This window comes from Roseibium limicola, assembly GCF_017313085.1.
In the GTDB taxonomy this organism is placed as follows: Bacteria; Pseudomonadota; Alphaproteobacteria; order Rhizobiales; family Stappiaceae; genus Roseibium; species Roseibium limicola.
This window is the reverse complement of sequence record NZ_JAFLNF010000010.1, coordinates 39,487-59,450: the sequence shown is the minus strand read 5'-3', so window position 1 is coordinate 59,450 and position 19,964 is coordinate 39,487. Positions and strand designations below refer to the sequence as shown.

The following is a 19,964-nucleotide window of genomic DNA, read 5'->3' as shown; positions in this document are numbered from 1 at the left end:
GGTTGCGACACGGCGGGAGCGACTTTACAGCTCCGGAATCAATTGGAACAAAACTAGAACATAAAACTAGCGAATGCCACGCCCCTGGCGCAACTTGGCAATCTCGGTTTCATGATAGGCAATGATCCGCCGGTACAGCGGGCCGTCCCATTCTGCCGGCAACGGTTTGCGACCACTCATCCAGGAATACAGATCCTGATCATGGGCGTTGAGCAGATTCTCCAGTTCAACAAGCTCTTCTTCTGTCAGCTCATCGATCTTGGCATCAACGAACCCACCCAGCAGAAGGTCCATCTCCTTCATGCCCCGGTGCCAACTGCGAAAGAGGATGCGTTTCAGACGCGGATCCCGTTCGGCGGAAGCGGTGTCGTGCGGGGCAGAAGCGGTCATGATGGGTCTCACTGCGGTGCGATGGCCGGCTGTCTCTCTCCATCGGGGAGAACGGCGGCGGTCGGTGTGACGGATTGGTGAGTGGCTATATAGCGAGCGCAGGCGCACTTGTCAGCGTTTGTGTGGCAAGGTTTTTCCCCACACGGTCATGAGAACATATTGCGTACATCGGTTTTCCCGTGCAAGAACGGAAGCTGATTTGCTGATCATTCCCGATTGCCCGACGCCGGGCAGGTTCAGACACGACCACCTTGAAGTCTTCGCCCATGCGTCCTCCCGTCCTCGATCCGCTGTTTGCTCCCGTTTCCAGTCTCAATGGGGTCGGCCCGAAGATCGCCAAACTGCTGAGCGATTTCATCGGCTTCCATCCGGACCGGGAGGCAACCGTCGCCGATTTGTTGTTCCACCTTCCCTCCGGGCTGATTGACCGGCGGCACCGCCCCGGCATTGCCTATTCGGAAAGCGGCCAGATCGTCACCCTGGATGTGACCATCGACCGACATCAGGCGCCGCCGCGCGAATCCAGGGCGCCCTACCGGATCACTGCCTTTGACGACAGCGGCAGCATCACCTTCGTCTTCTTTCATCCCCGGCGTGACTGGCTGATGCAAATGTTCCCCGAGGGGGAACGGCGGATCGTGTCAGGCAAGGTGGAATGGTTCAACGAGCGCCCGCAGATGGTGCATCCGGATTATGTCGTCTCCCCCGAAGAAGCGGAGACCATGCCAGCGCTGGAACCGGTCTATCCGCTGACGGCTGGCCTGTCGCCAAAGACCCTGCAGAAGGCGATCAACTCGGCACTGGAGCGGGTGCCGCATCTGCCGGAGTGGCTGGATGCGGCCTGGCAGTCGCAGAACCTCTGGCCTGAGCTGGATGACGCACTGGAGACATTGCACCGTCCGCAGGAGCAGGAAGACCTCTCGCCCGCCTCCCCGGCCCTCAGCCGCCTGGCCTATGACGAGCTGCTAGCCAGTCAGCTGGCGCTGGCCATGGTGCGGGCTACCATGCGCAAGCTCGGCGGCATTGCCCGCAAGCCTTCCGGCACGCTGCAGCGCTCAGTCATCGACGCCCTGCCCTTTGCCCTGACTGGTGGCCAGCAATCGGCGATTGCCGACATCAACGCCGATCTGGCCGAGCCGGTTCGCATGTTGCGTCTGCTGCAAGGCGATGTGGGCGCCGGCAAGACGGTCGTCGCCCTCGCAGCCCTTGCCCAGGTGGTCGAGGCCGGCGGTCAGGGCGCCCTGATGGCCCCGACCGAAATTCTCGCCCGCCAGCATTTTGCCTCTATGACGCCGATCTGCGAGAAGGTTGGCCTGCGTCTGGCGCTGATGACGGGAAAGGACACCACCAGGGAGCGCCGCCTCACCCAGGAAAAACTGGATGCAGGCGAGATCGACATTCTTGTCGGCACCCACGCACTGTTTCAAGGCACAGTGACGTTCAAGGACCTGGCGCTTGTGGTTGTCGACGAGCAACACCGCTTCGGTGTCCACCAGCGTCTCGCCCTGTCGGCCAAAGGACGCGGTGTCGATGTGCTGGTGATGACCGCCACGCCGATTCCACGCACCCTGCTGCTGTCTTCCTTCGGCGACATGGACGTCTCGCGCCTGACCGACAAGCCGGCGGGTCGCAAACCGATTGCCACGGTCTCCGTCTCCCTCGACCGGCTGGAGGAGATCATCTCGCGTGTGCGGGCCGCCATCGGTTCGGGCCAGAAGGTCTATTGGGTCTGCCCCCTGGTGGAAGAGAGCGAGAAGATTGATCTGGCTGCAGTGGAGGACCGACACCAGGTGCTTGAACAGGTGTTGGGGCAGCGCGTCTCCCTGGTGCATGGCCGCATGAAGGCCGATGAGAAGGAGGCCGCCATGCAGTCCTTCAAGTCGTCGGAGACCCGTGTGCTTGTTGCCACCACGGTGATCGAAGTCGGCGTCGATGTGCCTGATGCGACAATCATCGTGATTGAACACGCCGAACGGTTCGGTCTGGCTCAGCTGCACCAGCTGCGCGGGCGGGTCGGACGCGGCGACAAGCCCTCCACCTGCGTTCTGCTCTACAAAGGTCCGCTGGGGGAAACCGCAGGTGCCCGACTCAACATCATGCGCCAGACCAATGATGGCTTTCTGATCGCCGAGGAAGACCTCAAATTGCGTGGCGGCGGCGAGATCCTCGGTACCCGTCAGTCAGGCACGCCCGGCTTTCGCATTGCCAACGTGGAAGACCACGCCGACCTGATGGAAGTGGCACGCGACGACGCACGGCTTGTTCTGGAGAAAGACCCGGAGCTCAAGTCGGAGCGCGGCCAGGCTCTGCGCTGCCTGCTGTATCTGTTTTCCCGGGATGAGGCGATCCGCCTGCTACGCGCCGGGTAAGCCATCGGCTACCAGGTTGCATTGCATTGATTTGCCTAAATTTTTAGACATTCCCTTGGCGGTTTCTAGAAAAAGCAGGTGTAGAAGACGTGACTGTCAGAGGCGGCATCGACGGGGAAAATGCCAACTCGCCGGACCAAAGGTAACAGTGTCATGTCCATGCGATTGCAAGAACTTCCGCTCGCCCGAGCCCTGATCCAAGCTGCCATTGGTGCCTGCCTTGGATTGGCGTTCTGCCTGCCGGCAGTGGGAGCGCTTGCGTCAGAGCAGACCAAGCCAGCGGATTATTTTCTGATTTCGCGGGACTATAACGGCGGATTTCTCGGCAGCCACAAGATCTTTTCCGAAGCCGGACCGGATATGCGCGAAGTCACCTATTGCGGACGTTCCTACTGGGTGCGCGTTGTCACTGTCGCCTGGACCGAAGTGGAAGTTGAGAACAACCACCGGGTTCGGGTCGAGTACAGCAAGGGGCTGGGATGGCGGCCGATCTGCAATGATCCCGACAAGCAGGTCACGCTGACGGACATAGGCATCGACGAGAACGCCCGCTATGTCCTGCGCACCAATGCACGCTATCTGGCCTCGACGAACCGCTTTTCGGCCATTCGCGACAGTTTTCAGAGCGCCTCGGGCAATGACCGTCAGAAAACCAGCTATCACGACGAATAAGCCGGTCTCAAGCATTCGTGATGAGATAGGCTCGACTTTAGTCGATCAACGCAAGGAAGCCTTAAATGGCCCTTGCTCTAGTAATTCGTCAATGAGAAGGACCCGCCGGATCTTCCGGACAATGGTTCCGTGCACGCTTTAATCAAGCGGACCGAAAGACATTCGATCCCCCTGCAATGCAGGACATGGAATGGAGATGTCAGATGCACACAAGAACAAGATCACACCTGCACGCCCCTTCGGCTCCTTGCGCGCTGACTGCGAAGTCAGCCGCCAACGCACACCATCGGCTTTGGCTTCTCGGCGCCCATACCATTCTGTTGGCCGGCTTGCTTCACGCTGTTCTGCCTGTCGCAGCCTTTGGCCAGGCGCCGCGGGACTTCTACATCCGCTCCGAACTCAGCAATGGCACGTTCAACGGCTACCATCAGATCTCGAAGCGCAGTAAACCGGGTTTCGTCAAAGTGACCTATTGCGACCAGGCTTTCTGGGTGCGCCCCTCGACCGTCCTGTGGACAGAGACGGAAGCCTCGGCCGGACGCAACCTGATTGTCGAACGCAATCGCCAGGACGACCGTGAGGTGCTGTGTCAGTCGCCACAGCTTCAGGTGACGATTGAGGACCTGGATATCAAGAAAGCCGAGCTGGATGAGATGCGCAGTCGAAACAGTCCGGTGAACCTGCGCCCCAATCGCATGCGCGTCATCAGTGAGGCCTTCAAGGGCTTCAAATAGGTATCACCTGGACAAAGCAGGCGTTCAGACGCCGTAGACCTCGTCTGCGCGGCTTTCAAAGGCTGAGGAGAACTTGCGGAAGGCCCGGTCGAACATCGCGCCCATCAGCGAGCCCAGTGCCCGGCTTTTGAATTCATAGGAAATGAAAAAGCCGATATCGCTCTTGCCGTCCGGACGGTCGGTGAACGTCCACTTGTTTTCTAGCTGCTTGAACGGACCGTCGAGATATTCCACCAGAATGACATTCTCGTCGGGCCGCAGCTCGACACGGCTGGTAAAGGTTTCCCGGACAATCTTGTAGGCAACCGTCATGTCGGCCACGAGCACTTCCCGGCCATCGTCAAGCGACTTGCGACCGCGCACGCTGAGGGACTGGCAGAGCGGTACGAACACCGGATACTGCTCAACATCAGCGACAAGATTGAACATGTCGGCAGCAGAATGATTGACTGTCTGTGTCTGGGAAAAGCTCGGCATCGTCCTGTCTGAATGAATTGCCCGGAGGAACTGGTTGGGATCGCGAGGGGCCGGCGTACCGTCCCTCGCGCCTTTGATGCTAGTGACCGAGCTTTGCCAGGCGCGCCGCCTTGAGATCGGCGAAATCCTCACCCGCGTGGTGCGACGAGCGGGTCAACGGGCTGGCAGAAACCTTCATGAAGCCCTTGGCATAGGCAATGCGCTCATACGCCTTGAACTCGTCCGGCGTGATGAAGGCCTTGACCGGATAATGCTTTTTCGATGGCTGCAGATACTGACCGACGGTCAGGAAATCCACATCTGCAACACGCAGATCGTCCATCAGCTGCAGCACTTCATTCCGCTCTTCGCCAAGGCCAACCATGATGCCGGACTTGGTGAACATGCCCGGATCCAGATCCTTGACCTTCTGAAGCAGGCGAATGGAATGGAAGTAGCGGGCGCCAGGGCGCACCTTCAGGTACTTCGACGGCACGGTTTCCAGATTGTGGTTGAACACATCCGGGCGGGCTTCAACGACAATCTCGATGGCACCGTCCTTGCGCAGAAAATCCGGTGTCAAAACTTCAACGGTGGTGCCGGGAGACTGATCGCGGATCGCCTTGATGACATTGGCAAAGTGGGTCGCGCCGCCGTCATCCAGATCATCCCGGTCAACCGAGGTGATCACCACGTGCTGCAGCTCCATGCGAGCCACGGCTTCGCCGATTGAGGCCGGTTCGCTCTGATCGACAGCACCCGGCATGCCTGTGCGCACATTACAGAAGGCGCAGGCGCGGGTGCAGGTGTCACCGAGGATCATGAAGCTGGCGTGCTTCTTGGACCAGCACTCACCGATGTTCGGGCAGCCTGCCTCTTCGCACACCGTCACCAGACCGTTCTTCTTCACGATCTCGTGGGTCTCGCGATAGACGGGCGACGTCGGCGCCTTCACTCGGATCCATTTCGGCTTGCGCTGAATCGGATTGTCCGGGCGGTGAGCCTTTTCCGGGTGGCGGGGCTTATCTGCGCGAGCGTCCGCCGATTTCGACAGGGTGTCTACGATCGTAACCATGGAGCCTAAGTGTCGTCCTTGGGTGAAAAGGTCAAGTCTTCTTTCGCATGGCCGCCATGCGACAAACGGGCATCAAGCGGCCCCTAGCTCAGTGGTTCCAGCCGCGCCCTAGCGCGATCGGAAATAGCCTGCGGCTTGCGGCTGTCCATATTCACCTGCACCAACACACAGACCGCGTCCGCAACCACCTTGCCGTTCTGGAAGATGGTCTGCTTCATCGTCACCGAACTGGTGCCAAGCTTCAAGATCCGGCTTCCGATATCAACCGTGCCCGGCCAATGGGTTTCGGCAACAAAGTCCAGCTCCAGCCGAACGATGACAAAGCCGCATCCCGGATCCAGAATCGGCTCGCCGCCGACGTAAAGCATTTCCGTGCGGGCGGATTCCAGAAAGGTAGAATAGACCGCATTGTTCACGTGGCCCTGGGCGTCACAGTCCCGGTAGCGCAGCTTGTCGGTCGTGCAGGCGGGAAAGTCTTCCAGCCGCGCTTGCAAATCCGCCATGTTCAGAAAAGCTTCTTCCAGAGGAAGAGGAACAGGATTGATCCAAGCGTCGCGACAATCAGCTGATCAACAAAGCCGCCAGCCACATGCAGATTGAACACATCCGCCAGTTTGCCGCCCAGCAGCGCACCAACCAGACCGACAACCAGAGATCCGAAGAAGCCGCCACGGGAGTTCAACACACGGTGCGCGATGGCCCCGGCAATCAACCCGATGATGATCCACAGTATGAAACCCATTTGGTCTGTTCCTCCCGACACAAAATGTCCACCTTATCCCGAGGAAGCCCGCCAGGCTGTCTCAAAAAAGGGGGCTGAATTCGACTCCCCCCGTCTTCGTCATCCCGGACGCAGCAACGCGAAGATCCGGGATCGGTGAGCCGAAGTCTTATCGATAGTCTATTGACCCACCGGTCCCGGCTCGCGCTACGCTTGGCCGGGATGACAAACCGATAGATATGGATCAAATGCGAAGACCGACGCTATCACGCCGGTCCTGCAATATTTAGGCGTTGAGAACCCGTCCGTAGGCGTCGAGCACGCTTTCCTTCATCATTTCCGACAGGGTCGGATGCGGGAAGATGGTGTGCATCAACTCTTCTTCGGTGGTCTCCAGGTTCATCGCGACCACAAAGCCCTGGATTAGCTCGGTGACTTCCGCACCGACCATGTGTGCACCCAACAGCTCGCCGGTCTTCTTGTCGAAGATGGTCTTGATCATGCCGTTGTCTTCACCCAGGGCAATCGCCTTGCCGTTGGCATTGAAGCTGTAGCGTCCGACGCGGACCTCACGACCCTGCTCCTTGGCCTTGGCTTCCGTCAGACCGACCGAGGCAACCTGCGGGTTGCAGTAGGTGCAGCCCGGGATCTTGCCCTTGTCCATCGGATGAACGCCTTCAACGCCAGCGATCTTCTCGATGCAGATCACGCCCTCATGTTCGGCCTTGTGTGCCAGCATGGGAGGACCGGCCACATCACCGATGGCATAGAGTCCCGGAACGTTGGTCTTGCCGTATCCGTCGATGACAACGCAGCCGCGATCCGTCTTGACGCCGAGATCCTCGAGGCCGAGGTTCTCGATGTTGCCGACAACGCCGACTGCCGAGATCAGGCGATCGGCTTCGATCTTCTGAACCTTGCCGTCCTTGGTCTCAACGTGGGCGGTGATCGAGTTGGATCCCTTCTCCACCTTGGACACCTTGGCTTCGGTCAGGATCTTGAGCCCGCGCTTTTCCAGCGCCTTGCGGGCGATGGCAGAAATCTCGGGATCTTCCACAGGCATCACCTGGGTCATGACTTCGACCACGGTCACGTCGACGCCCATGGAGCGGTAGAAGGAGGCGAACTCGATGCCGATGGCGCCCGAACCCATGACGACAAGTGACTTCGGCATGAAGTCCGGTTTCATCGCCTCGAAGTAGGTCCAGATCAGCTTGCCGTCCGGCTCGATGCCCGGCAGCGCGCGCGGTCGGGCGCCCGTGGCGACAATGATGTGCTTGGCCGTGTAGGTGCCCTCACCCTTGACGCCTTTCGGCACCGGGTGCTGCGGCTGAACAGCCGGCTTGGACGACTTGCCCACGGTGATTTCGCCTGGGCTTTTCAGCTTGGCTTCGCCCCAGATCACATCGATCTTGTTTTTTTTCATCAGATAACCGATGCCGCCGTTAAGGCGGGCGGATACGCCGCGGGAGCGGGCAACCACGTCCTTGACGTCAGCAGTCATCTTGCCTTCCAGCTTCAGCCCGAAGGACTTGGCATGGTTGGCATGATCGAGAATTTCAGCAGACCGCAGCAGCGCCTTGGTCGGAATGCAGCCCCAGTTGAGGCAGATGCCGCCCAGATGCTCGCGTTCGACAATGGCGGTCTTCAGGCCAAGCTGGCTTGCGCGAATGGCGGTGACATAACCGCCGGGACCGGAGCCGATGATGATGACGTCGTAATTGGTGTCGGCCATCGTTTCCCCCTTATATCGAGAAAGGCTGGAGTGGCGCGGCAGGCAATCGCCGCCGCGCCAAAAGGAATCGGCTCGATCAGACGAGCATGCTCATCGGATTTTCGATGTAGCCCTTGAACGCCTTCAGCAGTTCGGCGCCCAGTGCCCCGTCGACGCAACGGTGGTCGGTGGAGAGCGTCACGGTCATGACGGTGGCGATCGCCAGTGCGTCGTCCTTCACAACCGGGCGTTTCTCACCAGCCCCAACGGCCAGGATCGTGGCATGCGGCGGGTTGACCACAGCGGAGAAGTCCTTGACGCCCATCATGCCCATGTTGGACACGGCGGTGGTGCCGCCCTGGTACTCTTCCGGCTTCAGCTTCTTCGCCTTGGCACGTGCGCCCATGTCCTTCATCTCGTTGGAGATCACGGACAGAGGCTTCATCTCAGCCGAGCGGATGATCGGTGTGATCAGGCCACCAGGAATCGAAACAGCCACCCCGACGTCGGCATGCTTGTGCTTGACCATGGCATCGGCGGTCCAGGACACGTTGGCGTCCGGAACATCGCGCAGGGACAAGGCCAGGGCCTTGATGGTCATGTCGTTGACCGACAGCTTGTAGGCCGGCTTGCCGTCCTTGTCGGTCGGCGCCGCAGAGTTGAGCTGCGCCCGCAGGGCGAGAAGCGCATCCAGCTCGCAATCCACCGAGACATAGAAGTGCGGGATGGTCTGCTTGGACTCTGTCAGGCGCTTGGCAATGGTCTTGCGCATGCCGTCATGCGGTTCCAGCTCGTAAGAGCCTTCCTCGAACAATTTCAGCACCTGATCCTTGCTCATGCCAGCCGGGGCTGCGGCCGGGGCGGCTGCCGGAGCGGCGGCCGGAGCGGCGGCCTTCGGAGCGTCAGCCGCGGCAGCCTTGCCTGTGCCGGACTTCAGGGCTGCATCCACATCGCTTTTGACGATGCGTCCCTTCGGGCCAGAACCGGACAGAGCAGCGAGGTCGAGGCCGTTCTGCTTGGCCAGGCGACGGGCCAGCGGCGAGGAAAAGATCCGGCCGCCATCAGCACCCTTGGGTGCCGGGTTCGGGCCCGAAGCTGCCTCGGTACCGACAGGAATGACTTCCTTGGAACCGGCATCGGCGGCAGCTGCGGGAGCGGCCTCGGACTTTTCAGCCTTGGACGGAGCCTCTGAAGACCCGGCGCTGTCGCCGGACTTTTCGATAGCGCTGGCGTCTTCGCCGTCCTCAAGCAGGATGGCGATCAGTGCGTTGACCTTGACGGCTTCCGTGCCTTCAGCGACGACGATCTTGCCGACCGTCCCCTCTTCGACGGCTTCCACTTCCATGGTCGCCTTGTCGGTCTCGATTTCAGCGATCACGTCACCGGCAGAGACTGTGTCTCCTTCCTTGACGTGCCACTTGGCCAGATTGCCCTCTTCCATCGTCGGAGAGAGCGCCGGCATCGTGATATTGATAGGCATGTGCTTCCCCCGGGATTAGGCGGTGTATGTCACGGCCTTGGCCGCATCGATCACTTCCTGAACATTCGGCAACGCCAGCTTTTCCAGGTTTGCGGCGTAAGGCATCGGAACGTCCTTGCCGGTCACACGCAGGATCGGAGCATCGAGATAATCGAAAGCCTTTTCCTGAACCTGGAAGGCGATTTCCGAAGACACCGAACACATCGGATAAGCTTCTTCGACCGTAACCAGACGGCCGGTCTTCTTGACCGACTTGATGACCGTGTCGATGTCCAGCGGACGGATCGTCCGCAGGTTGATGACTTCCGCCGAAATGCCCTGCTCCGCCAGCTGATCAGCCGCCTTGAGCGCATAGGTCATGCCGATGCTCCAGGAGACCAGCGTCACGTCGGAACCGGTGCGCTCGACCTTCGCCTTGCCGATCGGCAGGATGAAGTCGTCCATGTCCGGGATCTCGAACGTCTGACCGTAGAGAATTTCGTTCTCCAGGAAGACCACCGGGTTCGGATTGCGGATCGCAGCCTTCAAAAGACCCTTGGCGTCAGCAGCCGAGTACGGCTGGATGACCGTCAGGCCCGGAACACTGGCATACCAGCTTGCGAAATCCTGCGAGTGCTGTGCCCCAACGCGCGCCGCAGCACCGTTTGGACCACGGAACACCATGGGTGCGCCCATCTGGCCGCCAGACATGTAAAGTGTCTTGGCAGCAGAGTTGATGATCTGGTCAATCGCCTGCATGGCGAAGTTGAAGGTCATGAACTCAACGATCGGCTTCAGACCGGCCATCGCGGCGCCGACGCCCATGCCGGCAAAGCCGTGCTCGGTGATCGGTGTATCGATGACGCGCTTGTCGCCAAACTCTGCCAGCAGGCCTTGAGTGATCTTGTAGGCGCCCTGGTATTCGGCGACTTCCTCACCCATGACGAAAACATCGCCATCCCGACGCATTTCTTCGGCCATCGCATCACGCAGCGCTTCGCGAACGGTCGAGGACTTCATCGGTGTGCCATCCGGAATTTCCGGATCATCGGCAGGCTCGGAGGAGACCGGAGCAGCCGGCAGCGGAGCAGCCGTTTCCGCTTCAGCGTTTTCCTTGCCAGCAGGCGCCGACTGCGCCGGAGCGGCAGCTTCGGACGCCTTGTCCAGAGCGCTGGCGTCTTCGCCTTCTTCAAGCAAGATGGCGATCTTTTCGTTCACCTTGACGGCATCCGTGCCCTCTGGGACCAGGATCTTGCCAATGGTGCCCTCTTCGACAGCTTCCACTTCCATGGTCGCCTTGTCGGTTTCGATTTCGGCGATCACGTCGCCGGCTGTCACGCTATCGCCTTCGGCCTTGAGCCATTTGGCGAGCTTGCCCTCTTCCATGGTCGGGGAAAGGGCCGGCATCAAAATATCAATCGGCATTGGTGTCCCCCGGCCTTAAAGCAGAATGTCGGTGTAGAGCTCGGATACATCCGGCTCCGGATCGGTCTGGGCAAACTCGGCCGCCTCGGCGACGATGGCCCGGACGTCCTTGTCGAGCGCCTTGAGCTCGTCTTCAGTCGCCCAGCCGTTGTCCAGAACACGCTTGCGAACCTGCTCGATCGGATCGTGCTCGGTGCGCATTTTCTGCACTTCTTCCTTGGAGCGATACTTCGCTGGGTCGGACATGGAGTGCCCGCGGTAGCGGTAGGTGATCATTTCAAGGATGTAGGGGCCCTTGCCCGAGCGGCAATGCTCAAGCGCCTTCTGGGAGGCAGCCATTACGGCACGGACATCCATGCCGTCGACCTGCTCGCCCGGAATGCCGAAAGAGGCCCCGCGCTGGGAGAGGTCTGTGTTGGCAGAGGAGCGTTCAACCGAGGTGCCCATGCCGTATTTATTGTTCTCGATGACGTAGATCACCGGGATCTTCCACAGCTGAGCCATATTGAAGCTCTCGTAGACCTGACCCTGGTTGGACGCGCCGTCACCAAAGAAGGCCATCGCAACATTGCCGTTCTCACGGTACTTGTTGGCAAAGCCGAGACCAGTTCCAAGCGACACCTGCGCACCGACAATGCCATGACCGCCGTAGAAATGTTTTTCCTTGGAGAACATGTGCATGGAGCCGCCCTTGCCTTTCGACAAGCCGCCGCGGCGCCCAGTCAACTCGGCCATGACGCCCTTCGGATCGAGATCCATCGCCAACATGTGGCCGTGGTCCCGGTAGCCGGTAATCATCTGATCACCATCGACCTTGGCCATCTGCATGCCGACAACGACAGCTTCCTGGCCAATATAGAGGTGACAGAACCCGCCAATGAGGCCCATGCCATACAACTGGCCGGCTTTTTCCTCGAAACGGCGGATCTGGAGCATTTCGCGGTAAGCGTGTAGCTCCTGATCCTTGTCGAATTCTACGATCGCCGGAGCGGCCGATTTGGCGGCTCCGCGAGAGCGGCTGGCGGACTTAGTGCCCGAGCCTGCAGTTGACTTTGTCGCTGCGGCCATATCCCTCATCTCTAGCTGGACGTTTCCCTTATAGACAGCAAGCGGAAATTAACCTGCGCCTCTTGTCAATCCAAGATACTGCATAGCTGGCATTCAAGCCATCTATCAACCTGTTATTGCTCTTGTAATTAGAATTAACCGAATTTCGGTTTAAAAGCACTATTCAACCGAATTCTGGTTGATATTGGCATATCTCGCTGATCGACGAAGAATTACCAATTCATCGCCCTGTACTAGATTGAGGCTCTGCCTGGCACGCTCGTCCATCATGTCGGGATCGAGACTTTCCGGCCGCAGGAGGGTCACCTTGGCGATGTAACTATTACGCTCTTTGACGAGCCCGTCCAGCTCCGCCTGAAGCAGTTTCTCCTGGCGCTCGATACGCGCTCGCCCGACCAACCCCAACTCCCCGTTGAGGGCGTGGAAGCCATAATAGGCGAGCACCGACAAAGCGGCGGCAGGAATGATCAGTCGGCGGAAGACGGATTGCTTGCGCTGGCGTGTTGTCGCGGGCACGGAAAAGACCTTGAAACAGAGATACAAACGGGTCTGACCTCACTATGGGTCGACAGGGTTAAGAGACGGTTTCCGAGACCGCCGAAACCGACCGTTGCCAGGTTATCAACACCCTGCGTCGAGCGCTGCCGCGCGCCCGGCTCCCTGCAACAGCCCTAAGTAATTGCCCGAATAAACAAAACCGGAGCCGTTGCCGGCTCCGGTTGATGTGTCTGACTGCTGAACCGCAGCCCGTTCCGCTGTTGAAATCAGGCGTAGGCGCTGATGATACCCAGAAAATCTTCTGCCTTGAGGCTAGCGCCACCGACCAAAGCCCCGTTGACATGATCAATGCCCATCAACTCGGCCGCGTTGCCCGGCTTGACCGACCCGCCATAAAGAAGACGCATGCTCGCTCCTTCATTGCCAAAACGCGCCGTCAGCCGGTCACGCATGACCTTATGCATGGCAGCTACATCATTCGCAGTCGGCGTGAGGCCGGTTCCGATGGCCCAGACAGGCTCATAGGCAACAATCGTGTTGGCTGCCGTTGCCGCGTCGGGAAGCGATTCAGCCAGCTGATCGGACACCACGGCGATTTCCTCTCCCGCCTCGCGCTGTGCTCGGGTCTCCCCGACGCAAACGATCGCCACGAGACCCGCCCGGTAGGCAGCTTCGGCCTTGGCCTTCACATCCGCATCACGCTCGCCGTGATCGGCCCGGCGCTCTGAATGACCGACAATCACAGCAACCGCACCGCAATCCGCCAGCATTTCCGCTGAGGTATCACCCGTGTGAGCGCCGCTTTCTTCTGCATGGCAGTCCTGAGCGCCAATTGTCATCGGCAGCTTTTCGCATGCCGTTGCGGCGGCGAAAACCAGCGGCGCCGGCGGGCAGATCATCACATCGACCTTGCTAGCCAGCTGCGACCCCACACCCTCACCAATGGCGGCAAGGGTTGCCAGGCTGGCGCGCGCGCCGTTCATCTTCCAGTTACCGGCAACAATCGGCTTGATCGTCTGCGACGAGGCTGTCGAGGCCATGGATGCGTCTCCTCCAGATACTTCACTGTCTTGTCTGCAGGCATCTATAGCGGATCTGAACGCAGCCTCCAGAATTATAACGATTAAATGAGCGGAGTAAGTTGTCGTCCCCGCCTTGCTCCGCTTTGCAAGCCTCTCTATTATCCGCCCGCTTCGCCCCGGCCGCTGTGCCGACAGGCGATACCGGTTTACCGTAGCCAATCCTGGTCACGGACAAGGTTTGAAGAATAAAAAGACGGGAGACACCATGCTCGACGCGCTGCGCAAGGGCGCCGGCACCTGGGTTGCCAAAGTGTTCATCGCATTGCTCGTCATGAGCTTTGCTGTCTGGGGAATCGCGGACATCTTCCGTGGCTTCGGCCAGAATGTCGCCGCCACCGTCGGCGACACGGAAATCTCCCTGGTGCAATTTGACCGCACCTACCGCCGTGATCTCGACACTCTGGGCCGCCAGATCGGCCGTCCGCTGTCGACCACAGAGGGCGCGCAGTTCGGCATTCCGCAGCAGACGCTCGGCAAGCTGGTGGCTGAGGCTGCTCTGGACGAAACCGCTCGCGATCTGAGCCTTGGCATTTCCGATGCCGAACTGGCCAAGATCATCCAGCAGGACCCCTCAATGCAGGGACCGACCGGCGGATATGACCGGACCCAGCTTGCGCAACTGCTGCGCAGCAACGGCATCAGTGAAGACGAATATGTGCTTGAGCGTCATGCTCTCGCTCTGCGTCAGCAACTGGCTCAGGGGGTGACTGGTGGTCTGAAGGCCCCGACGGCTTATCTGGAAGCCCTGCACACCTATCAGTCGGAAACCCGCGCTGTGGATTATCTGCGTCTGACGGCTGCCCAGCTCGACCCGATCGAAACGCCTGACGATGCCACGCTCAGCGCCTTCTACGACGAGCGCATCGAGGCTTTCCGCGCACCGGAACAGCGTGAAGTCGTTCTGCTGGAACTGACACCGGAAGCCCTGGCGCGTCCCGATGACATTTCCGATGAGCAGGTCAGCGCTGAATATGAGCGCTCCAAGGACCGTTACACCAATCCTGAGCAGCGCACCGTGCTTCAGATGACCTTCACCAGCCAGGACGATGCCACGGAAGCAGCAGCGAAACTGGCCGAAGGCGCCAGTTTCGAAGATCTGATGAGTGAGCGCAACCTGTCTGAAAATGACGTCTCTCTCGGTGTTATGGCACAAGACGACTTCCTCGACACCACCATCGGTGATGCGGTCTTCGCGCTGGATGCGGGCGCGACGAGCGGTGTGATCGACGGGCGTTTCTCGCCGGTGATCCTCAAGGTCACCGACGTGCAGCCGGGTGCGACCAAGCCGTTCGACGAAATGAAGGACGAGATTCGCCAGAACCTCGCACTGGAAGGCGGCGAACGCGAAGTTCTCGACCTGATGGGCGAGATTGAAGACACCCGCGCCGGTGGCGCTTCGCTTCAGGAAGTGGCCGAGCGTTTCAAGCTCCCCCTGGACACGCCGGTCGCCTTTGATGCTTCCGGCAATGACGCCGATGGCAATCCGGTCGAATTCCCCCAGGTAGAGGGCCTTGTTTCCGGTGCCTTCGACAGTGATGTCGGTGTCGAAAACGATCCGCTGCAGCTCGGTTCGCGTGGCTTCCTTTGGTATGAAGTGACGAAGGTTACACCTGCGCGCGACCGTACCCTCGATGAGGTGCATGATTCTGTGGTCACCGCCTGGCAGGCGGAAGAAACCACCAAGCGCTTGAAAGAGCTGTCGCAGAGCACGGTCGAAAAGCTTCAGACCGGCACTGAAATGGCAACCCTGGCTGAAGAGCTTGGCGTTGAGGTTCAGAGCCAGTCGGATCTCAGCCGTGGGGCGTCCAGCATGGGGCGTGACGCGGTTCAGGCAGCCTTCTCCGGTCCGGTCGGGTCTGTCCATGCTGTCAGCGGTGACGGATCGGCAGAAGAACTGGTCTTGAAGGTTACTGACAGTGCCGTTCCGGCCTTCTTCGAGGAAGCCGACGGCATTGCCGGAATCTCGACCCAGTTGACCCGCCAGCTGCAGGATTCCATCCTCAATCAGTATGTTGTCCACATCGAGGACACAGCTGGCGTGGAAATCAATCAGGCAGCGATTTCCCAGGTCATCGGCTCGCCGACGAACTGATCCGGTTAGCAAGACACGCAGCGAGAGGGCACCACCTGTCCTCTCGCCAGAACCACCCTTCGGGACTGCCCTTCGCATGAGCAAAGAGTGACATGAACAACTTCAAGGATTTCATTGCAAAGGTCGCCGAAGGGCAAAGCCTGTCTCACGAAGAGGCGAAGCAGGCCTTCGATACGATCCTCAGCGGCTCGGCCACGCCCTCCCAGCTGGGCGGTTTTCTGATGGCCTTGCGGGTACGCGGTGAAACCGTTTCGGAAGTCACCGGCGCTGTCGCCTCGATGCGCGAAAAAATGGTTCGGGTCAAAGCCCCGGCGGATGCCATCGACATCGTCGGCACCGGCGGCGACAATTCCGGCAGCTACAACATTTCCACATGCACGGCGATCGTGGTCGCCGGCTGCGGCATTCCCGTTGCCAAGCACGGCAACCGCTCCCTATCGTCGAAGTCCGGCTCGGCGGAAGCCTTGTCGGAATTGGGCATCAACATCGATATCGGCCCCGCCAAGATCTCCGAATGCATTGAAAAAGCCGGCATCGGCTTCATGTTTGCACCTCTACACCACGGGGCGATGAAGCACGTCGGCCCAACCCGTATGGAACTGGGCACCCGGACGATCTTCAACATCCTCGGTCCGCTTTCCAATCCGGCCGGCGTGACCCGCCAGTTGCTTGGTGTGTTCGACCGCAGGTGGCTGGAGCCAATTGCCCAGGCCTTGCGTGAAATGGGCACCAAAGACCTTTGGGTGGTCCACGGTTCTGACGGCATGGACGAGATCACCACGACGGGTCCCTCCTATATCACCGAGCTGAAAAACGGCGAGATCCGTTCGTTCGAGATCAATCCGGCGGATGTGGGACTGGCGCAGGTCGACATTTCCGCGCTCAAGGGCGGGGAACCGGCTGAAAATGCCGCTGCCCTGCGCAAGGTTCTCGCCGGTGAAAAGAACGCCTACCGCGATGTGGTGCTGTTCAATGCTGCAGCCTCGCTTGTGGTCGCCGGCAAATGCGAGACCTTGAGCGAAGGCCTCGCGATTGCCACAAAATCCATCGATTCAGGCGCCGCCGAAGGTCGGCTTGAGCGCCTCGTCGCCGTCTCCAACGGATAGGTTCATGGCTGATATCCTGCAGAAAATCGAAGCCTACAAGCGCGAGGAAATCGCGGCTGCCAAGGCGTCCGTCTCGCTTGCCGACCTGAAAGCACGTCAGGCGGATCAGACCGTGCCGCGTGGCTTCTTCAAGGCCTTGAAGGCCAAAGAGGCCGCTGGTGACTATGGTCTGATTGCCGAGATCAAGAAGGCCAGTCCGTCAAAAGGTCTGATCCGTCCGGACTTCGATCCGCCAGCCCATGCCAAGGCCTATGAGGCCGGCGGGGCAGCGTGCCTCTCCGTGCTTACCGACACGCCGTCGTTTCAGGGCAAGCCCGAGTTCATGATCGCCGCGCGCGAAGCCGTCGCGCTGCCGGTTCTGCGCAAGGATTTCCTCTATGACACCTACCAGGTGCACGAAGCCCGTGCCTGGGGCGCCGATTGTATTCTGATCATCCTGGCTGGCGTCGACGATGATCTGGCCAAGGCACTGGAAGACGAAGCCTTTGCGCTTGGCATGGACGCATTGCTTGAAGTCCACAACGAAGAAGAGCTGGAGCGCGCGCTGAAGCTCAACTCGCCGCTGATGGGTATCAACAACCGCAACCTGAAGACCTTCGAGACCAAGCTGGAAACCAGCGAAATCCTGGCTCCTATGGTTCCTGACGACCGACTTCTGGTGGGCGAAAGCGGGCTTTTCACACCGCAGGATCTCGCCAGCATGGCCAAGGTTGGCATTTCCACCTTCCTCATCGGCGAAAGCCTGATGCGCCAGGATGATGTGGAAGCGGCAACCCGCGCCCTTCTGACCCGCCCAACGGCCGCAGCCGCGCACTAACGTCCAACACGCCCGGGAGCTCATGCATGAGCGACGAAACCGCCACACTGACCCATCTGGACGCTTCAGGGGCTGCCAATATGGTCGACGTTGCCGAAAAGGCCGTCACCTCACGCATTGCGGTGGCCTGTGGCTCCGTCACCATGCGGGCAGAAACCCTGGAACTGATCCGCTCCGGCAACGCCAAGAAGGGCGACGTCATCGGCACGGCCCGGATCGCCGGCATCATGGCGGCAAAGCGCACTCATGAGCTGATCCCGCTGTGTCACCCGCTCGCCCTGTCCAAAGTGAAGGTGGACATCGAAGTGGACGAAAGCCTGCCGGGCCTGCGTGTCACCGTCACCACCAAGGTCACCGGACAGACCGGCGTCGAGATGGAAGCCCTCACCGCCTGTTCCGTGACCTGCCTGACGATCTACGACATGGCCAAGGCGGTCGATCGGGGGATGATCATCGGCGATATCAAGCTGCTGGAAAAGGACGGCGGCAAGTCTGGCCATTGGACCGCTGCCGAAGATGCCCGCACCGGCACCACTGGCGGAACCTGATTTTTCTCACATCCTCGCTAGGACCGAATTTCCATGAGCTTGATGCCCGTTTCCGAAGCCCTGTCGCGTCTTCTGGCAGATGCACCGGCGCTTGAAACGGAGCCTGTGGCACTGAGCGCCGCCAATGGTCGGGTGCTGGCCGAAGACCTTGTTTCCACACGCACCCAGCCGCCGTTTGCCGCCTCCGCCATGGATGGCTACGCGGTGCGGCATGCTGATCTTCAGGGCGATGCTCCACAGCTCAAGGTCATCGGCGCGGCCCCTGCCGGACACGCCTTCGACGGTGCAATTGGCGCTGGCGAGGCCCTGCGGATATTCACCGGCGCGCCGCTGCCCGCCGGGGCCGACACCATTGTCATTCAGGAAGACGTCAGCGTCGACGGGGACCGGATCAGCATCAACGAGATCCCCAAGGCCGGCCTCTACGTGCGGCCTGCAGGACTGGATTTCGCGGAAGGACAGACGCTGATCTTCGCCGGCCAACGCCTTTGCTACCGGGATTTGGCGCTGGCAGCGGCCATGAACCACGCCACGCTGCCGGTGCGCCGCCGTCCGAAGGTTGCCATCCTCGCGACTGGAGACGAGCTGGTGCGTCCCGGCGAGGTTCCAGCTCCGGATCAGATCATCGCCTCAAATCATGCGGGCGTCGCGGCGCTGGTCGAGGATTGCGGCGGCGAAGCGCTCGATCTTGGTATCTCGCGCGATGATGCCATCGAAATGGCTGCCCATGTGGCCCGTGCGATTGAAGCCGAGGCCGATATTCTGATCACGCTGGGCGGGGCCTCTGTTGGCGATCATGATCTGGTGCAGGGCGTTCTCGGCGACGCCGGCATGGACCTGGCCTTCTGGCGCATCGCCATGCGTCCGGGAAAACCGCTGATGGCCGGCCACTTGGGCCGGATGAAAGTGCTCGGGCTACCGGGAAACCCTGTTTCCAGCCTGGTGTGTTCATTGCTGTTCCTGAAGCCGCTGCTGGCGCATATGTTAGGGCAGAAGATCCATTCGGACGAACACGTTGCTACACTGACGGCAGACCTTCCAGAGAACGACCGGCGGCAGGATTATGTTCGCGCCACGTTGGACCGCCAGTCTGATGGCTCGTTGCAGGTTGCTCCCTTTGCCAAGCAGGACAGCTCGATGCTGGCGCTTCTCGCCCAGTCCGGTGCCCTCATCATCCGCCCGCCCCACGCTTCCGCCGCCAAGGCCGGAGAAACCGTTCCGGTTCTGGTGCTTTAACACCTCGCACTGCCCCTCTTTCGTCCTCCCGGACAAGCGCCAGCGCCGATCCGGGACCGGTGCGCCGAGGGCCTGCCGGTGCAGGAAAACCCGCTGCTTCCGGGCTCACCGATCCCGGGTCTCCGGCAAAGCCTCCGCCCGGGATGACGAAGGACGGACGGGGGAACACCAGACACGCCTCAGTACAGGTTGGTGGCCGGCAGGCCGAGGGGCACACCTTCGCGTCATGCCATGGCTCGACCATGGCATCCATGCCGTTGCGCCTCCACCCGGCAAGCCTTGAACGGGATGTCAGCTATCGGCATGGTTTCTCGGGTCGAGCCCGAGAATGACGCAGGGGGAGAAGACGTCCGAATGACGGCCACTCTGAACCACGAGCATCCTCGACCCTGCCCAGATCCTCGGGGCCCCCATCCCCCTCAAGCCGCTGCAACCCTCGGCTTTGGCGGCACCCTCTCCACCGTCATCCTCGGGCCTGTCCCGAGGATCCAGCCCTTTTTCG

19 protein-coding genes are annotated in these 19,964 nt (G+C 60.3%); 8 read left to right on the top strand and 11 right to left on the bottom strand.

Annotated features, from left to right (window positions below; genetic code table 11):
• Positions 1 to 66: 66 nt before the first annotated feature.
• A complete protein-coding gene (locus tag J0X15_RS18990; protein WP_206944320.1) occupies positions 67 to 390 on the bottom strand; it encodes an FAD assembly factor SdhE in 324 nt (107 codons plus the stop codon).
• Positions 391 to 656: 266 nt separating this feature from the next.
• Here J0X15_RS18990 and recG point away from each other — a divergent pair, with 266 nt between their 5' ends.
• The 3 genes from recG to J0X15_RS18975 all read left to right on the top strand — a co-directional run bounded on the left by recG (position 657) and on the right by J0X15_RS18975 (position 4,165).
• On the top strand, positions 657 to 2,759 hold the full coding sequence (gene recG / locus J0X15_RS18985) for an ATP-dependent DNA helicase RecG (RefSeq protein ID WP_206944318.1): 2,103 nt from the start codon (positions 657 to 659) through the stop codon (positions 2,757 to 2,759).
• A gap of 153 nt (positions 2,760 to 2,912) precedes the next feature.
• Complete coding sequence (locus J0X15_RS18980) at positions 2,913 to 3,431, top strand: hypothetical protein (RefSeq protein ID WP_206944316.1); 519 nt, start codon at positions 2,913 to 2,915, stop codon at positions 3,429 to 3,431.
• A gap of 203 nt (positions 3,432 to 3,634) precedes the next feature.
• A complete protein-coding gene (locus J0X15_RS18975) occupies positions 3,635 to 4,165 on the top strand; it encodes a hypothetical protein (protein ID WP_206944314.1) in 531 nt (176 codons plus the stop codon).
• Positions 4,166 to 4,189: 24 nt separating this feature from the next.
• Here J0X15_RS18975 and J0X15_RS18970 read toward each other — a convergent pair whose 3' ends face one another.
• The 10 genes from J0X15_RS18970 to tpiA form a co-directional block, all read right to left on the bottom strand.
• Positions 4,190 to 4,642 carry a type II toxin-antitoxin system RatA family toxin gene (locus J0X15_RS18970; RefSeq protein WP_206944311.1) on the bottom strand — a complete coding sequence of 151 codons (453 nt, stop codon included), beginning with the start codon at positions 4,640 to 4,642 and terminating at the stop codon, positions 4,190 to 4,192.
• 79 nt (positions 4,643 to 4,721) lie between these two features.
• Positions 4,722 to 5,696: a lipoyl synthase gene (gene lipA, locus J0X15_RS18965; RefSeq protein WP_206944309.1), complete on the bottom strand. Its 975-nt coding sequence runs from the start codon at positions 5,694 to 5,696 to the stop codon at positions 4,722 to 4,724.
• 83 nt (positions 5,697 to 5,779) lie between these two features.
• Positions 5,780 to 6,199: an acyl-CoA thioesterase gene (locus J0X15_RS18960; RefSeq protein ID WP_206944300.1), complete on the bottom strand. Its 420-nt coding sequence runs from the start codon at positions 6,197 to 6,199 to the stop codon at positions 5,780 to 5,782.
• 2 nt (positions 6,200 to 6,201) lie between these two features.
• The gene (locus tag J0X15_RS18955; RefSeq protein ID WP_206944298.1) at positions 6,202 to 6,438 is read right to left on the bottom strand and encodes a GlsB/YeaQ/YmgE family stress response membrane protein; all 237 of its coding nucleotides are present in this window, start codon (positions 6,436 to 6,438) and stop codon (positions 6,202 to 6,204) included.
• A 265-nt stretch (positions 6,439 to 6,703) separates the two neighbouring features.
• Positions 6,704 to 8,152 carry a dihydrolipoyl dehydrogenase gene (gene lpdA, locus J0X15_RS18950; protein ID WP_206944296.1) on the bottom strand — a complete coding sequence of 483 codons (1,449 nt, stop codon included), beginning with the start codon at positions 8,150 to 8,152 and terminating at the stop codon, positions 6,704 to 6,706.
• Positions 8,153 to 8,228: 76 nt separating this feature from the next.
• Positions 8,229 to 9,611, bottom strand: coding sequence for a pyruvate dehydrogenase complex dihydrolipoamide acetyltransferase (locus tag J0X15_RS18945; RefSeq protein ID WP_206944294.1), 1,383 nt, complete (start codon positions 9,609 to 9,611; stop codon positions 8,229 to 8,231).
• Positions 9,612 to 9,626: 15 nt separating this feature from the next.
• Positions 9,627 to 11,015, bottom strand: a complete 1,389-nt coding sequence (locus J0X15_RS18940; RefSeq protein WP_206944292.1) for a pyruvate dehydrogenase complex E1 component subunit beta — start codon at positions 11,013 to 11,015, stop codon at positions 9,627 to 9,629.
• A 15-nt stretch (positions 11,016 to 11,030) separates the two neighbouring features.
• Positions 11,031 to 12,083 (bottom strand): pyruvate dehydrogenase (acetyl-transferring) E1 component subunit alpha, encoded by a 1,053-nt coding sequence (gene pdhA / locus J0X15_RS18935; protein WP_206944289.1) that lies wholly within the window; start codon positions 12,081 to 12,083, stop codon positions 11,031 to 11,033.
• 159 nt (positions 12,084 to 12,242) lie between these two features.
• The gene (locus J0X15_RS18930) at positions 12,243 to 12,599 is read right to left on the bottom strand and encodes an FtsB family cell division protein (RefSeq protein WP_206944287.1); all 357 of its coding nucleotides are present in this window, start codon (positions 12,597 to 12,599) and stop codon (positions 12,243 to 12,245) included.
• A 248-nt stretch (positions 12,600 to 12,847) separates the two neighbouring features.
• A complete protein-coding gene (tpiA, locus tag J0X15_RS18925; protein WP_206944286.1) occupies positions 12,848 to 13,621 on the bottom strand; it encodes a triose-phosphate isomerase in 774 nt (257 codons plus the stop codon).
• A gap of 247 nt (positions 13,622 to 13,868) precedes the next feature.
• Between tpiA and J0X15_RS18920 the strand changes: the two genes are divergently transcribed.
• The 5 genes from J0X15_RS18920 to J0X15_RS18900 all read left to right on the top strand — a co-directional run bounded on the left by J0X15_RS18920 (position 13,869) and on the right by J0X15_RS18900 (position 19,462).
• Complete coding sequence (locus tag J0X15_RS18920; protein WP_206944284.1) at positions 13,869 to 15,755, top strand: peptidylprolyl isomerase; 1,887 nt, start codon at positions 13,869 to 13,871, stop codon at positions 15,753 to 15,755.
• Between the two features lie 92 nt (positions 15,756 to 15,847).
• Entirely contained in the window at positions 15,848 to 16,861 is a 1,014-nt protein-coding gene (trpD, locus tag J0X15_RS18915; protein ID WP_206944282.1) for an anthranilate phosphoribosyltransferase, read from the top strand.
• A gap of 4 nt (positions 16,862 to 16,865) precedes the next feature.
• Positions 16,866 to 17,678, top strand: coding sequence for an indole-3-glycerol phosphate synthase TrpC (gene trpC / locus J0X15_RS18910; RefSeq protein WP_206944280.1), 813 nt, complete (start codon positions 16,866 to 16,868; stop codon positions 17,676 to 17,678).
• Between the two features lie 26 nt (positions 17,679 to 17,704).
• Positions 17,705 to 18,226, top strand: coding sequence for a cyclic pyranopterin monophosphate synthase MoaC (gene moaC / locus J0X15_RS18905; protein WP_206944278.1), 522 nt, complete (start codon positions 17,705 to 17,707; stop codon positions 18,224 to 18,226).
• 33 nt (positions 18,227 to 18,259) lie between these two features.
• Positions 18,260 to 19,462: a molybdopterin molybdotransferase MoeA gene (locus J0X15_RS18900; protein ID WP_206944277.1), complete on the top strand. Its 1,203-nt coding sequence runs from the start codon at positions 18,260 to 18,262 to the stop codon at positions 19,460 to 19,462.
• Positions 19,463 to 19,964 lie beyond the last annotated feature (502 nt).